General features: G+C 64.1%; 9 protein-coding genes. All 9 read left to right on the forward strand.

Going from position 1 to position 15,981, the window contains the following annotated elements; genetic code table 11:
• The first annotated feature begins 100 nt into the window (after positions 1-100).
• The 9 genes from tssE (at position 101) to tssM (ending at position 15,974) form a co-directional block, all read left to right on the forward strand.
• Positions 101-619, forward strand: a complete 519-nt coding sequence (gene tssE / locus AB4P94_RS18575) for a type VI secretion system baseplate subunit TssE (RefSeq protein WP_395606816.1) — start codon at positions 101-103, stop codon at positions 617-619.
• Positions 616-2,493 (forward strand): type VI secretion system baseplate subunit TssF, encoded by a 1,878-nt coding sequence (tssF, locus tag AB4P94_RS18580; RefSeq protein WP_395606817.1) that lies wholly within the window; start codon positions 616-618, stop codon positions 2,491-2,493. The genes tssE and tssF overlap by 4 nt, the downstream gene beginning before the upstream one ends.
• Complete coding sequence (gene tssG, locus AB4P94_RS18585; protein WP_395606818.1) at positions 2,478-3,491, forward strand: type VI secretion system baseplate subunit TssG; 1,014 nt, start codon at positions 2,478-2,480, stop codon at positions 3,489-3,491. The genes tssF and tssG overlap by 16 nt, the downstream gene beginning before the upstream one ends.
• Positions 3,484-6,120, forward strand: a complete 2,637-nt coding sequence (gene tssH / locus AB4P94_RS18590) for a type VI secretion system ATPase TssH (protein WP_395606819.1) — start codon at positions 3,484-3,486, stop codon at positions 6,118-6,120. The genes tssG and tssH overlap by 8 nt, the downstream gene beginning before the upstream one ends.
• Positions 6,121-6,265: 145 nt before the next feature.
• Positions 6,266-8,227 (forward strand): type VI secretion system Vgr family protein, encoded by a 1,962-nt coding sequence (locus AB4P94_RS18595; protein WP_395606820.1) that lies wholly within the window; start codon positions 6,266-6,268, stop codon positions 8,225-8,227.
• Between the two features lie 18 nt (positions 8,228-8,245).
• Complete coding sequence (tagH, locus tag AB4P94_RS18600) at positions 8,246-9,685, forward strand: type VI secretion system-associated FHA domain protein TagH (protein ID WP_395606821.1); 1,440 nt, start codon at positions 8,246-8,248, stop codon at positions 9,683-9,685.
• An 89-nt stretch (positions 9,686-9,774) separates the two neighbouring features.
• Positions 9,775-11,106 carry a type VI secretion system baseplate subunit TssK gene (gene tssK / locus AB4P94_RS18605; RefSeq protein WP_395606822.1) on the forward strand — a complete coding sequence of 444 codons (1,332 nt, stop codon included), beginning with the start codon at positions 9,775-9,777 and terminating at the stop codon, positions 11,104-11,106.
• Positions 11,107-11,121: 15 nt separating this feature from the next.
• Positions 11,122-12,408: a type IVB secretion system protein IcmH/DotU gene (gene icmH / locus AB4P94_RS18610; RefSeq protein ID WP_395606823.1), complete on the forward strand. Its 1,287-nt coding sequence runs from the start codon at positions 11,122-11,124 to the stop codon at positions 12,406-12,408.
• Positions 12,409-12,410: 2 nt separating this feature from the next.
• Entirely contained in the window at positions 12,411-15,974 is a 3,564-nt protein-coding gene (gene tssM / locus AB4P94_RS18615; RefSeq protein ID WP_395606824.1) for a type VI secretion system membrane subunit TssM, read from the forward strand.
• Positions 15,975-15,981: the final 7 nt, after the last annotated feature.

Consider the following 15,981-nt stretch of genomic DNA (forward strand, 5'->3'; position numbering starts at 1 on the left):
GGGCCGCTTCGCGCCCCAACGCGGGACAAGCCCGCTCGCCACAACAGCCCCGATCACCACAGAAAGCCCGCTCGCAGCAACATGATGGAGTACTGATTTTATGGCTGAGCTCACCAGTCGCGAACGCTTGCAACCCTCGCTGCTCGATCGCCTGAGCGACGACGACACCGAACATGCCGTGGAACCCCGCGACAAACGTGTGTTGTCGATGCGTGGCCTGCGCAAGGCGGTGTTGCGTGACTTGGGCTGGCTGCTCAACAGCACCAGCCTGGGCAGCTTTCGCGACCTCAGTGCTCATCCTCTGGCCGGGCAATCGGTCATCAATTTTGGCTTGCCGGACCTTGCCGGCAAGACCGCCGCCGGTTTGGACCGGGAAGAGCTTGCGCGGCGCATCCGCCAGGCGATCTGGGATTTCGAGCCGCGGATTTTACGTGACAGCGTGCGGGTGGTGCCGGTGGCACCCGCCAGCAATGCCGCCAGCCCTAATCAGATGGCTTTTGAAATTCATGGCGAACTCTGGGGCCAACCGTTGCCCGAGCGCCTGTACCTGAAGACCGAACTCGACCTGGAAGCAGGCGAGGCGAGGGTCTTCGATATCGAGACAAGGGACGTGCGGTGAACGCCAAACTGCTGCGCTATTACGAACGTGAACTGGCCCACCTGCGCGAAGTCGGCGGTGAGTTCGCCCGCGACTACCCCAAGGTCGCCGGTCGCCTGGGGCTGGAAACCTACGCCTGCGCCGACCCCTATGTGGAGCGGCTGCTGGAGGGCTTCAGCTTTCTGGCGGCGCGGGTGCAGCTGAAAATCGACGCCGAATTCCCGCGTTTTACCAACCATCTGCTGGAACTGGTATACCCGCAATACCTGGCGCCCACGCCCTCGATGGCCGTGGTGCAATTGCAGCCGGACATGAGCGAAGGCAGCCTGGCTGCCGGTTTCAAAGTGGCCCGCGACACCGCACTGCACAGCCAGCTCGGCAAGGGCGACCAGACGGCCTGCGAATTCCGCACCGCCCATGACGTGACCCTGTGGCCGGTTGAGCTGGTCGAGGCGCGCTATTTTGCCTGTGGCGCGCAAGTGGCGGGTGTCGACCTGTCACGTCTGGGCGCCGTGAAGGCGGCGCTGCGGCTGCGCTTGCGCGTCGGTGCCGGGCTGACCTTCAGTGACCTGACACTCGATAATTTGCCGCTGCATATTCGCGGCGGCGAAGCCATGCCTTCGCGCATCCTCGAACAACTGCTGGCCCAGGCGGCGGGTGTGTTGGTGATGCCGGTGCAGGAACATGTGGACTGGCACCAGTTCCTGCCCAAAAGCGCCATCCGCAGTCTGGGTTACAGCGACAGCGAAGCCCTGCTGCCCAGCGGCCCGCGCTCGTTCCAGGGCTACCGGTTGCTGCAGGAATATTTCGCCATGCCCCAGCGCTTCCTGTTCGCCGAAATCGCGGGGCTGGCGAACAGCGTGAGCCGCTGCGCCGCCGAGCAACTGGACGTGATCGTGCTGTTCAAGAAGCTTGATCCGGTGCTGGAACAAAGCCTCAGCGCGGCCAACTTCGGGCTCTACTGCACGCCCGCGATCAACCTGTTCCCGATGCGCACCGAGCGTGTGCACCTGTCGGACCAGCAATCGGAGTACCACGTGATCCCTGACCGCACGCGGCCGATGGATTACGAGATCTATCAGATTGAAGGCGTTACCGGCTACGGCAGCGGTGCCGAGGCCAGCCAGACCTTTGAGTCGTTTTACCGCGCCAATGACCTGCACGCGCGCACGCCGCCCAAAGCCTTTTATCAGGTGCGCCGCGATGCGCGGGTGCTCTCCGAACAACAGCGGCGCCAGGGCCCGCGTTCCAGCTACATTGGCAGCGAGTTGTTCCTGTCGCTGGTGGACGCCCAGGAAGCCCCGCACCGCAGCGACTTGCGCCAACTGGGCATCGACACCCTATGCAGCAACCGCGACCTGGTACTGAGCATGCCGGTAGGCAGCGGCCGCACCGATTTTACGGTCGAGTCCGGCGCGCCGGTGCAGTCGGTGCGCTGCGTGGCCGGGCCTACCGTGCCGGCGCCATCGTTTGCCGAGGGCGAGACGGCGTGGCGTTTGGTCAGCCATTTGTCCCTCAACTATCTGTCGTTGCTGGATCAGGACCAGGAGCAGGGCGCTACCGCCTTGCGTGACCTGCTGCGCCTGTATTGCCGCATCGACGACGAGGCTGCGCATAAACAGATTGAAGGCCTGCGTTCCGTCACCGCCGAGAGCATCGTGCGGCGCCTGCCGCTGCCGGGGCCGATCACCTACGGGCGCGGCCTGCAAATCAGTGTGACCCTGGATGAGTCAGCCTTTGAAGGCGCCGGGGTATTCGTGCTGGGCTCGGTACTGGAGCAGTTTTTTGCCAAGTACGTGTCGCTCAATTCCTTCACCGAAACGGTGATCAAAAGCATGGCACGCGGCGTGATCATGCAATGGCCGGCGCGGGTGGGCAGATGCGAGATCCTCTGACCCTGCTGGGCGAGCTTGAAGCGCACCCGGGGCGCTTCGACTTCTATGGTGCGTTGCGCCAGCTGGAGTGCGCTTTCCCGCAACTGCCACGCATCGGCCAGGCCGCACGCCCGGCCGATGAGGCCGTGCGATTTGGCCAGCAACCGTCACTGGCGTTTGAACCGGCGATGATTGCCGCGCTCAAGCCTGGGGTAACACCCAAGCTGCTACTGAATTTCTTTGGCCTGATGGGCGCCAACGGCCCGTTGCCGATTCACCTCACCGAATACATCCGCGACCGCCAGCGCAACCTGAATGACCCGACCCTGGCGGCGTTCTGCGACGTGTTCCACCACCGCATGATCAGCCTGTTCTACCGCGCCTGGGCCAGTGCCCAGCCGGCGGTGAGCCTGGACCGGCCGGGGGCGGACCGTTTCGCCCAATACCTGGGTTCATTGATCGGCATCGGTCAGTCGTCGTTGCTCAGCCGCAACGCCGTGCCGGATGTGGCCAAGCTGCACTTTGCCGGGCGCCTCGGGCCACAGACGCGCAATGCCGAAGGTCTGGCGGCGTTGCTCACCGACTACCTCGGCGTGCCGGTCAAGGTTGAGCAGTTTGTCGGCCACTGGATGGCGTTGCCCGCTGACGGCTTGTGCGCCCTGCGCAGCGGCCCCGACGCCGCCGTGCTCGGCCAGACCACCGTGATGGGCAAGAAAATCTGGAACACCCAGCATAAATTCCGCCTGCTGATCGGCCCCCTCGACCTCGAACAAACCCGGCGCCTGTTGCCCGGTGGCGACAGCCTGCAACGCGTGCAGGACTGGGTGCGCCAGTACGTCGGCCTGGCGATGGACTGGGACGTCAACCTGATCGTCAAAAAAGAACAATTGCCCGGCCTGCGCCTGGGTTCCGCGCCCTTGGGCTGGACCAGTTGGCTGAGCAGCAAAACCCCTAAACACGATGATCGGCAATTGCTGATCAACCCTCGCATCTCTTCTCAAGGACCTGCCCATGGCTGACATCAGTCGCGTCGCGCTTTTCGGCAAACTCAATAGCCTGTGCTACCGGGCCATCGAAAGCAGTACCGTGTTCTGCAAGATGCGCGGCAACCCCTATGTGGAGCTGGTGCACTGGTTGCAGCAGATCCTGCAACTGACGGATTCGGACCTGCTGCGGCTGATCCGTCATTACGGCATCGACCCGGCGGTACTGGCCCGCGACCTGACCGCTGCGCTCGACCGTCTGCCGCGCGGCTCGACGTCGGTCACCGACCTGTCTTCGCAAGTGGAAGAAGCCGTCGAACGCGCCTGGGTCTATGCCACCCTGATGCTCGGTGAATCCCAAGTGCGTTCCGGCCATTTGCTGTTGGCGCTGCTGAAAACCCCGAGCCTGCGCAATGGTTTGTATGGCGTGTCCCGCGAGTTCAATAAGGTCGGCATCGATGACCTGAGCGAACAGTTCGGCGCGCTGCTCAAGGATTCCCCGGAAGCGCAAATGACCGCCAGCGATGGCTTCCAGGTGCCGGGTGAGGAGGCTGGCGCCCTGGCGCCGGCGGCGATGGGCAAGCAGGAAGCCTTGAAGCGCTTCACCGTCGACCTCACCGAACAGGCGCGCAACAGCAAGATGGACCCCATCGTGGGCCGTGATGAAGAGATCCGTCAGGTCATCGACATCCTGATGCGCCGCCGCCAGAACAACCCGATCCTGGTGGGTGAGGCCGGCGTCGGCAAAACCGCCGTGGTCGAAGGTTTCGCCCAGCGTATTGCCCGTGGCGACGTGCCGCCGAGCCTCAAAGACGTTCAATTGCTCGCGCTTGATGTGGGCCTGTTGCAAGCCGGGGCCAGCATGAAGGGCGAGTTCGAACAGCGCCTGCGTTCGGTGATTGATGAAGTGCAGGCCAGCGTCAAACCCATCGTGTTGTTTATCGACGAAACCCACACCCTGGTCGGCGCGGGCGGTGCAGCGGGTACCGGCGATGCGGCCAACCTGCTCAAACCGGCGCTGGCCCGTGGCACCTTGCGCACCGTAGGTGCGACTACCTTTGCCGAATACAAAAAACACATTGAAAAAGACCCGGCGCTGACCCGGCGCTTCCAGACCGTGCAGGTTGACGAACCCGACGAAGCGCGCGCCTTGCTGATGCTGCGCGGCATTGCCGAAACCATGCAGAACCACCATCAGGTGCACATCCTTGATTCCGCGCTGGAAGCGGCGGTGCGCTTGTCGAATCGCTACATCCCGGCGCGCCAGTTGCCGGACAAGGCGGTCAGCCTGATCGACACCGCCTGCGCGCGTGTTGCCATCAGCCTGCACGCCACGCCTGCCGAAGTGGACGACAGCCGTCGGCGCATCGAGGCCCTGGAAACCGAGCTGGCAATCATCGAGCGCGAAACGGCCATCGGTGTGGAAACCGCCAGCCGCCGCGTATCGGTCGAGGCCTTGCTGGCCACCGAACGTGAGCGCCTGGACGACGTGGAGGGGCGCTGGGACAACGAACTGGCGCTGGTGGAGCAGATCCAGCGTTTGCGCAGCCAACTGGCGGACTCCAGCGACCGCGAGGCCGGGCTGGTCGAACTGCGCCAATTGCAGGACGAGCTCGTCGCGCAACAGGGCGAGCATCCACTGGTATTGATCAGCGTCGATGAACAGGCCGTGGCCTCGGTGGTGCAGGACTGGACCGGCATTCCGGTGGGCCGCATGGTCAAGAATGAAATCGAAAACGTGCTGCGCCTGGCTGACCGCCTGGGCCAACGCATCATTGGCCAGAGCCACGCGCTGGAGATGATCGCGCGGCGCATCCAGACCTCCCGCGCCGGCCTCGACAACCCGGGCAAGCCGGTGGGCGTGTTCATGCTCGCGGGCACCTCCGGCGTGGGTAAGACCGAGACCGCGCTGGCGCTGGCCGAGTCGCTGTATGGCGGCGAGCAGAACGTGATCACCATCAATATGAGCGAATACCAGGAAGCCCACACCGTTTCCACTTTGAAGGGCGCGCCACCCGGCTACGTGGGCTATGGCGAGGGCGGCGTGCTGACCGAAGCGGTGCGGCGCAAGCCTTACAGCGTGGTGCTGCTGGATGAAGTAGAGAAAGCCCACCCGGATGTGCACGAGCTGTTCTTCCAGGTGTTCGACAAAGGCTGGATGGAGGACGGCGAAGGCCGGATCATCGACTTCAAGAACACCTTGATCCTGCTCACCACCAACGCCGGTACCCAGCTGATCAGCCGCCTGTGCCGCGACCCGAAGACCATGCCCGCGCCGGACGACATTGCCAAGGCCCTGCGCGAGCCGCTGCTGGAAGTGTTCCCGCCGGCCTTGCTCGGCCGTCTGGTGGTGATCCCGTATTACCCGCTCAGCGACGCCATGCTCGGCAGCATCATCCGGCTGCAACTGGGGCGCATCGAGAAACGCATCGCCGACGGCCACAAGATTCCGTTCACCTACAGCGACGAGGTGGTGCAGTTGATCGCCAGCCGTTGCACGGAACTGGAAAGCGGCGGGCGGATGATCGACGCGATCCTGACCAACTCGATGCTGCCGGCGATCAGTACCGAATTTCTCAACCGCCTGCTGCTGGGCACGCCGGCGACCCAGGTGCAGGTGGGCGTCGAGGGCGGCGAATTTACCTATGGGTTCGAGGCGCCCTGAAGCCGTCACATCACGAGGTCGCTGAACCCTTCTGTGGAATAAATCCGCTCGCCTGACTGTTCTGTCCAGGTGAGCGGACTGATCGCGCGTAGCTCGGACGGCCTGGACAGCATTTTCCATTTGCCTTGCAGGTAGAACACCAACGATGGCGACTCTTCAACAGCACCGCGAAATACAAGTAACCAGCGTGCTCGGCACCGATGTGCTGCTGTTTCGGCGCATGCAGGCCACCGAGGGCCTGTCGCAGCTCAGCGAATACCACCTGGAGTTGTATAGCGAGCGCGCCGACCTGAATATCGACGACCTGCTGGCCACCCAGATGACCGTGGCCGTAGACCTGCCCAAGGGCGGCAGCCGCTATTTCAGCGGGCATGTCAGCCACTTTTCGTTCAGCACGCGGCAGGGGCGGTACTCAACCTACAAGGCGGTATTGCGGCCATGGCTGTGGTTTTTGACCCTGGCCAGCGACTGCCGGATCTTCCAGGAACTGAGCGTGCCCGACATCCTCAAGCAGGTGTTTGCGCCCTACAGCATCGCCGATGTCGACACCTCGGGCCTGAGCGGCAGCTACAAGCCATTGACCTACTGCGTGCAGTACCGCGAGAGCGATTTCAATTTCGTCAGCCGCCTGATGGAACAGGAGGGCATCTACTACTACTTCAAAAGCGCCGCCGGGCGCCACACCCTGGTGCTGGCCGACTCCTACGGCGCGCATTCGCCGGCGCCGGGTTATGCCCAGGTGCGCTTCATGCCCGCCGAAGACCACGCCATGCGCGAAAGTGAAGTGATCTACGACTGGCGCATGGGCGGTGATGTGGAGCCGGGCGGCTACACCCTGCAGGATTTCGACTTCGAAAAACCCACCGCCAACCTGCTGGCCAAGTCCACCCTGGCTGGCAGCTACCCGCAATCGCGGCATGAACGCTACGACTATCCGGGCAAGTACACCGAGCGCAAAAGCGGTGAAAACTACGCGCGCACCTTGATTGAATCCCTGCACACCGGCACCCAGCGGGTCACCGGTGCCACCCGAGCGCGCGGCCTGTTTCCGGGGGCTTTGCTGACCTTGACCGAACACCCGCGCAGCGAGCAGAACGCGCAGTTCCTGTTGCTGGAAGCGCGTTACGCGTTGTCGTCCGACACCTACGAGCCGACGCCACCGGCCGAGCCTGCGCCGGTACTGAGTTGCGAGTTCGTCGCACTGTCGCGCCAGCAGCAATTCCGCGCGCCGTGCGTGTCGCGCAAACCGCTGATGCAAGGCCCGCAGACCGCCATGGTGGTGGGCAAGCAGGGCGAGGAAATCTGGACCGACAAGTACGGGCGCATCAAGGTGCAGTTCCACTGGGACCGCGAAGGCAAGCGCGACGAAAACAGCTCGTGCTGGATTCGCGTGGCCCAAAGCTGGGCCGGCAAGCGCTGGGGCGCGCTGTACACGCCGCGCATCGGCCAGGAAGTGGTGGTTAGTTTTCTCGAAGGTGACCCCGACCAGCCGCTGGTGACCGGCAGCGTCTACAACGCCGACACCATGCCGCCGTATTCGCTGCCGGAAAATGCCACGCGCTCGACCATCAAAAGCAATTCGTCCAAGGGCGGTGGTGGCTACAACGAACTGCGTTTCGAGGACAAAAAGGGCTCGGAGCAGGTGTTCCTGCACGCCCAGAAAAACCTCGACCAACGCGTGCTCAAGGATTCTTTGGATTGGGTGGGTGGCGACCGCCACTCCAAGGTCGACAAAGACCTGCGCGAGAAAGTCGGCGGTGACCGGCATTCCTCGGTGGGCGGCCACCGCAACGAGAAAGCCACCGGTGACGTGTCGATGGCGGCGGGCGCCAACATGATCATCAACGGTGGCATGAAGACCGGCATCACCGCCGGCATGGACACCTACATCAAGGGCGGCATGAACGTGGTGATCGAGGCCGGAGCGACCATCACCCTGAAAGTCGGCTCGACGTTTCTCACCCTGACCCCGGCCATGATCGTCGCCTCGATCATCCCGCTGCCATTGCCCGAAGCGGCCTCGGCAGCGCAAGCCCTGGCCCTGACGGCCGCCACCGGACCTGCCGGCACGCCGCTGCCGCCAAAGGACGCCGACGATGGCAAGTAACCTTTTCTGGAGCCCGCTATGAACCTGATCCTGCTGGTTAAAAGCTACCGCGACCAACCGATGCCCGGCGACGTGATCTGCCGCTTTACCGAGGTCGGCGGTTCCATTGGCCGCGGGCCGGACAATGACCTGACCCTGGACGATCCGGGCAAATACATCTCGCGTGTGCATGCGCGTGTCGAGTTGCGCGGTGAGCAGTTTTTCATCACCGACACCGGCAGCAACCCCAGCCTGGTCAACGAACGCCCGCTGGGTAATGGCCGCGAGCGTGCGCTGGAGGAGGGCGATCGCCTGGTGATCGGCGACTATGCACTCGAAGTGCGCCTGGAACAGCCGCACGTGCCGGAGCTCGAAGATGACGCCCTGGCGACGCGAATTCTACCGCCGCTGTTCGTGCCGCCCCCGCCGCCGGTAGCCGCCGAATTGCCGCCGCTGGAAATACCGCAGCCGCTGTTGCGCGACCCCGAAGTGGTGGTGCCGGTAGTACTGCACGACGACCTGGCGGGTGCGCGCATTCTGGAAGGCCACTCGCTGTTTGACGGCGCCATGCCGCTGTCCGACCCGCTGGGTTTGAACCCGGCGCTGACGCCGGTATTTCGTGGCACCGAGAGCGACCATGTGGCGCCGCAGATGCAGGCATTCAACCCGCCGATCTGGCAGGCCGAGCCGCAGGTGATTCCGGATGACTACGACCCGCTCCATGGGCTATCCACCCAACCCGCAGTTATCCCGGAACTAACTGTGGGAGCGGCGGTGCGACGATTCGACTTGCCCGCGATGACGGTCTCTGAGATTGAAGTAATTCCAGAAACAATCATTGTCCCTGAGGCCATCGCGGGCAAGCCCGCTCCCACACCGACCGTGCCCAACAGTGATGACGCAGTGTTGAAGGCCCTGCTTTCAGGCCTGGGCCTCCCCGAACTGCACACCTCCCGCACCCCCACCGAACTCGCCCAATTGGTCGGTGAGATGCTCCGCGCCGCCACCGGCGGCACCATGGATGTACTCATGGCCCGCGCGTTGACCAAGCGCGAAAGCCACATCGACATGACCATGATCGGCGCCTATTCCAACAACCCGCTCAAGTTCTTCCCCGACGCCGACAGCGCGCTGACCCAGATGCTCAACGGCGATTCACCGGCCTATATGCGCCCGGTCAAGGCCATGAACGCCTCCTTTGATGACCTCAAGGCCCACGAACTGGCAGTGATCGCCGGCATGCGCGCGGCTTTGGGCGCGGTGGTGCAGCGCTTCGACCCGGCGCGTGTGGAGCAGCGTCGCACCACCCACGGCGCGCTCGACAAGTGGATGCCGGCACGGCGCAAGGCGCGTTTGTGGGACCGCCTGGTGGAGCGCTACGAAGACCTGGCGCGCGATGCCGATGAGGATTTGCAGCGGTTGTTCGGGGAGCTGTTTTCCAAGGCTTATGAGGAGCAGGTGGCGCGGATGAGGCAGTAAGGGGCTGCTGCGCAGCCCAGCGGGAGCAAGCTCCCTCGCCACAGAAAGCCTCTTGCCACAACTGTCTGCTCAGTTTGAGAGAAGAATTTATGTCCTGGAATAACAAGGTAGTCTGGTCCGAAGGCATGCTGTTGCAGCCTCAGCACCTGCAACAACATGACCGGTTTTTGCAAACCCAGCTGCAAGCGCGCGTCGCCCCCTTGCGTGCCTACGGCTGGGGTTTTTCCAAATTGGAAATCGACCCGCAGCAGTTGGCGATGGGCAAGTTGTCGTTGCTGTCGTACAGCGGCATCTTGCCCGATGGCACGCCGGTGGGCCTGCCGTTTGATGATGAAATGCCGCTGCCGCTGGAGATCCCCGACGACGCCCGCGACCTTAAAGTGGTGCTGGCTTTACCGAGCCTGCGCCCGGGCGTGTCCGAGGTTGACGACAACCCCAGCTTTGAAAACTTCGCCCGCCACCGCAGCAGTGAATACGAGGCCTGGGACAGCAATGGCCTGGACAGCAGCGCGCTGATGAGCATCGGCAAACTGCGCCTGCGCCTGGCCTTTGAGGGGGATGTGGCCGACACCCACAGCGTGCTGGGCATCGCCCACGTGGTGGAAAAACTCGCGGACAAAAGCGTGGTGCTCGACCGCGAATACTGCCCGCCGTGCCTGGATATCCGCGCCGCCGAGCGCCTGCGCGCCTTCAACGATGAACTGCTCGGCCTGGTGCAGCAACGGGTCGAGGCCCTGGCTTCGCGTCTGACCCGCCCCGACGGCAGTGGAGCGGCGGAAATTGCCGACTTCCTGTTGTTGCAGTTGCTCAACCGCAGCCTGCCGCTGGTACGGCATTTGTCGGCGATGACCGGCCTGCACCCCGAGCAGTTGTACCGTGACCTCGCGTCGCTCGCCGGTGAGCTGGCGACCTTTACCCGCGACGACAAACGCGCCGCCAGCTACCCGGTGTACCGCCATGCCGCCCTGGCGGAAACTTTCGCCCCGGTGATGCTCGACCTGCGCCGCGCGCTGTCGGCGGTGATGGATGTGCGCGCCATCGCCATTCCGCTGGAGGAGCGCCAATACGGGATTCGCGTGGCGGTGTTGCCCGACCAGGAACTGCTGCGTTCGGCCACCTTCATCCTCGCGGTACAGGCACAAATGTCCGCCGAAAGCGTGCGCAACGGCTTCCCGCCGCAAGTGAAGATCGGCTCGGTGGAGAAGATCCGCGACCTGGTCAACCTGCAACTGCCGGGCATCGGCCTGCGCCCATTGCCGGTGGCGCCGCGGCAGTTGCCGTTCCATGCCGGCTTTACCTATTTCGAACTCGATCGCAGCAGCGAATATTGGCAATTGCTCAGCCAGTCGGCCGGCTTTGCCATGCATATCGCCGGGGTGTTCCCGGGGCTGGAAATGCAGTTCTGGGCCATTCGGAACTAAGGCAAGGTGACTGACGTGAACGACACTTTTGATGGCGGCCAGGACCCTGACCGCACCTTGCTGATCCCCACGCCCGGTGGGCGCCGGGCCGCGCCTGCGAGTGCGCCTGCCGCTGATGTGCAGCGCGCCGCCCTGGTGCTGCACGGCAAGGGCCTCAACCCGCTGGTGCGCGCCGCCAACCCGTTGCTCGACCTCGTGGTACCACTGCGCACCCTCACCGCGATGCCGGATATGGAAAGCCTGCGCCAGCGTTTGATTCAGGCGGTGCAGGCCTTCGAAGCCCAGGCCCGCGCCAGCCAGGTCGACGTGGAAACCGTCGCCGCTGCGCGCTACGCGTTGTGCACGCTGGTGGACGAAACCATCGCCAGCACGCCGTGGGGTGCAGGCGTTTGGGGCAGCCGCAGCCTGTTGGTGACGTTCCACAACGAAGCGTGGGGCGGCGAGAAATTCTTCATGATTTTGCAGCGTCTGAGCCAGGACCTGCGCACCCACATCGACGTCTTGGAATTGATGTACCTGTGTATGGCGCTGGGGCTGGAAGGGCGTTATCGCGTGCTGGATCGTGGCCTCGATCAGTTGGGCCTGCTGCGTGAGCGCTTGCTGCAATTGATCAACCAACAGCGCGGCAACCAGGAGCAGGACCTGTCGCCACGCTGGCGCGGTGCCGAGGCCCCGCAGGCATCGATGCTGCGCCGTGTGCCGTTGTGGGTGCTGGCGTCGGTGGCTGCGGTGTTGCTGCTGAGTGTGCAGTTGACTTACAGCTGGTTGCTCAACCGCGCATCCGACCCGGTGTTCGCGCAGTTGGGGTCGATCCGCGTGGCCTCGCCGCTCAAGGTCGCGGTGCCGGCGGAACCGGCGCCGGTACGCTTGTCGGGCTTCCTTGCGCCCGAAGTGGCCCAGGGCCTGGTGGTGGTCAAAGACAGTGCAGACCGCTCGGTGATTACGTTGCGCGGCGACGGTGTGTTTGCGTCCGGCAGTGCCGAGGTGTCGAGCAACTTTGACGGCTTGCTCGCGCGCATCGGCGATGCCTTGGCCACGGTGCCGGGGGATGTGGTGGTGGTTGGGCATACCGATAACGTGCGGCCGTCGGCAACCTCGCGATTGGGTTCCAACTTCGACCTGTCCCAGGCGCGGGCCAAGACCGTGGCGCGGTTGCTGGCACAGCGTGCCGGGCCCGTCGAGCGCTACCGCAGCGAGGGCCGTGGCGAAACCGAGCCGCTGGTGCCCAACGATTCAGCGGCCAATCGCGCACGTAACCGTCGCGTCGATATCACCGTGTTGATCCCTTCCCAGGCGCAATAACCATGAACTTTTCTTCGTTTTTCTCATTGTTATGGTCCCCGGTGGAGCGCTTTATTCTGTGGCTGCTCAAGCCGTGGTTGCTGTCACTGATCGGCGTGGCGCTGCTGTCGTTGCTGGTGTGGTACGAAGGCCCGTTGCTGGCGTTCAATGGCAGCGAGCCGCTGGCGCCGGAGTCGCGGCGCTGGGGGTTGATCGCGCTGTTTGTGCTGATCTGGGTGGGTTATTTTGCCTGGCGCCTGTGGCGTGCCTGGCGGGCCAACCGTGGCTTGATGGCCGGGGTGGCCGAGGCGCCCGTGGTGGCGCCCGGCGTGCGTGAAACCCAGGCCGAAGTCGCCGAGCTGGGCGAGCGCATGCGCTCGGCCATGGCCGTGCTGCGCAAGGCCAACCCCGGCTGGAAGATGAGTGGGCAGTACCTGTATCAACTGCCGTGGTACATGTTTGTCGGTGCGCCGGGCAGCGGCAAGACCACCGCATTGACCCATTCCGGCCTGCAGTTCCCCCTGCGCGAAGCCATGGGCAGCGGCGCCATCGGCGGCGTGGGTGGCACGCGGCATTGCGATTGGTGGTTTACCGACGAGGCGGTATTGCTCGACACCGCCGGGCGTTACACCACCCAGGACAGCTACACCGAAGTGGACCGCGCCGCCTGGGGCGGTTTTCTCGACCTGCTGAAAAAGTACCGCCGCCAACGCCCGGTCAACGGTGTGATCGTCGCATTGAGCGTCAGCGATTTGTTGCAACAGACCGAAGCCCAGCGCCAGGCTCAGGCCGTGGCCATTCGCGCGCGCATCAACGAGTTGTATGAACGCCTGGGCCTGCGTTTTCCGGTGTACGTGATCATCACCAAGTGCGATTTACTCGCGGGGTTTTCGGAGTTTTTTGAGAACTTTGGCCGCGATGAGCGCGCGCAGGTGTGGGGCGTGACGTTCCCGCTGGCACAGCCACCGCAAGCGGATACCGGCCTTGCGTCGTTCCCCGGCGAGTTCGATGCGCTCGAACGCCAGCTGCAACGTCGTGTGCTGGAGCGCCTGCAGCAAGAGCGCGACCTGTCACGTCGTGCCTTGCTCTACAGCTTCCCGCAGCAATTCGCCAGCCTGGGTGACGGCCTGACGCGGTTCCTCAATACCGTGTTCGAAGCCAACCGTTATCAGGAACCGGCCTTGCTGCGCGGGGTGTATTTCACCAGTGGCACCCAGGAAGGCAGCCCGATTGATCGGGTGCTGACCTCGCTGGCGGCGTCGTTCGGCCTGGGCCGCAAGGTGCTGGCGCCGAATGTGGCCAGCGGGCGCAGCTACTTCATCACGCGGTTACTGCGTGAGGTGATTTTCAAGGAGGCCGGGCTGGCTGGGGTCAATCATCAGGAAGAGCGGCGTCGGCGTTTGCTGGGGCGGGCCGGGCGGATCACGGCGGCGGCGGTGTTCGTGCTGTTGCTGGCGGCGATGACCATCAGCTACAACCGCAACCTGCAATTGATCGCCGATGCATCAGCCGCTGCGACCAATGTCGCGCAACTCGCCAAGGCACTGCCGGCTGACGGTGACGTGCTGGTGACATTGCCGCTGCTCAACGCTGCGCGCGCCTTGCCCAGCGGCTATAGCGACGCCGACAACAGCGTGCCGCTGCTCAGCCGCATGGGCCTGTATCAGGGCAACAAGCTGGGGGCCGGCGCGGTGACCCTGTATCGCCGTCTGCTGCGCAGTACGCTGTTGCCGCACATCGTCGCGAACATGGAAAACGCCCTGCGCCGTGGTGATGCGAGCAATCAGGAGTTCCTCTACGAGACCTTGCGCGCTTACCTGATGCTCGGCGAGCGGCAGTACTTCGACGCCGCCTCGGTGCAGGCCTGGGTCGATGTGGATTGGCGCCGCGAACTGCCTCAGGCCACGCCGGCGCAGTTGCAGCAACTGTCGGACCACGTTGCGGCGCTGCTGGAAGCCGACGACGAAGCCGAACCGGTGCAACTGGACAGCGCGTTGATCGCCAAGGTGCGCCTGGCGCTGGCGAGCATGCCGCTGTCTCAGCGTATCTATAACCGGGTCAAGCGCCAGGTGGATCAGCAACATCTGCCGGAGTTGAGCGTCAACAGCGCGGTGGGGCGGGACGTGTCGTCGTTGTTTACCCGTGCCAGTGGTGAGCCGTTGTCCCGTGGGGTCAGCGGCTTGTACCGCATCGCCGGTTACCGTGAGTTGACCGACAAGACCCCGCAGGCCGTGGCCGACATGGCCAAGGACAGCTGGGTGCTGGACCGCCAGGAGTCGGCACAGATTGCCGGTGGCAACCCGGCGATGCAGGCGGCGGTGCTGGAGTTGTATTACGCCGACTATATCCGCCAATGGGACACCTTTCTGGCGGATGTGCACCTGTCGCCATTGACCAGCCTGGGGCAGGCGGCCCAGGTGACCAATGCGCTGGCGGCTGCCGACTCGCCGCTGCGCGCCTTGCTGCAGGCCGTCTCGAAAGAAACCACGCTGGACGGCGCCCTGACCTCGGCCACCAGTAAAGACACCGACCAGCGCGTACGCGACAAGATCGCCGCCGCCACCCAGAAACTGCAATCGGCGCTGGGCGGCGACAGCCCGGCCCCGGTGGCGGATGCCTCGGCCAACCCGGTCGACCAGCATTTCGCCGCGCTGCATCGCTTGGTGGGCACCGGCACCGGGCCGCAACCGCTGGATGAAGTCCTGGCGTCCTTGAAGGATGCCGGGCAGTTTTTCGACAGCGCCGATGCGGCCCGTCGCAGCGCCGCACCGGCACCGTCCAATGAAGTGCTGGGGCGCTTGAAGCGCTCTGGTGATGTACAACCGGCGCCGCTGTCGTCGCTGCTGCGTGATGTGGAATCGGGCGGCAGCACACTGACCCTGGGCAACGAAAAAGCCCGCTTGAATGCACTGTGGGAAGCCACCGGCGCGCCGTTCTGCCGGGTTGCGATTGACGGGCGTTATCCGTTGGTGCGCAGTTCCGGCCGCGATGCCACTGCCGATGACTTCGGCAAGTTCTTCGGCCCGGGCGGTTTGATGGACGACTTTTTCAGCAAAAACCTCGCGCCCTATGTCGACATGAGCGGCAACCAATGGCGTTGGCGTTCTACGGGGGTGACGCCGCTGAATATTTCCCAGGATGTGCTCAACCAGTTCCAGCGTGGCGCCAAGTTGCGGGACATGTTCTTCGTGGCCGGCGCGCGCCAGCCGTCGATGCGCTTTGACCTGAAGACCCTGAGTGCCGACCCGGCGCTGACCAAGGTCACCCTGGACATCGACGGCCAGCCGGTGGTGTACGACGCCGGTAGCGTGGCGGACTTTACGGGTATCTCCCTGCCCAGCGGAAAATCTGGCGGCCTGGTGCGCTTGGACGCCACGCCGGCGCTGGTCAGCCCGTTGCGCAGCGATGGCCCCTGGGGCTGGTTGCGGATGATGGACAAGGCCTCGGTCAGCCCTCAGGGCGAACAGTTGCAACTGACCTTCAATGTGGAGGGCCACCGGGTGGTCTACCTGTTGCGCGCGAGCAGTGTGATCAACCCGTTCCGCCGTGATGGTTCAGACTCTTTCCATTGCCCCAGCAGCTTTTAAGGACCCG

This window comes from Pseudomonas sp. B22129, from assembly GCF_044218875.1.
GTDB lineage: Bacteria > Pseudomonadota > Gammaproteobacteria > Pseudomonadales > Pseudomonadaceae > Aquipseudomonas.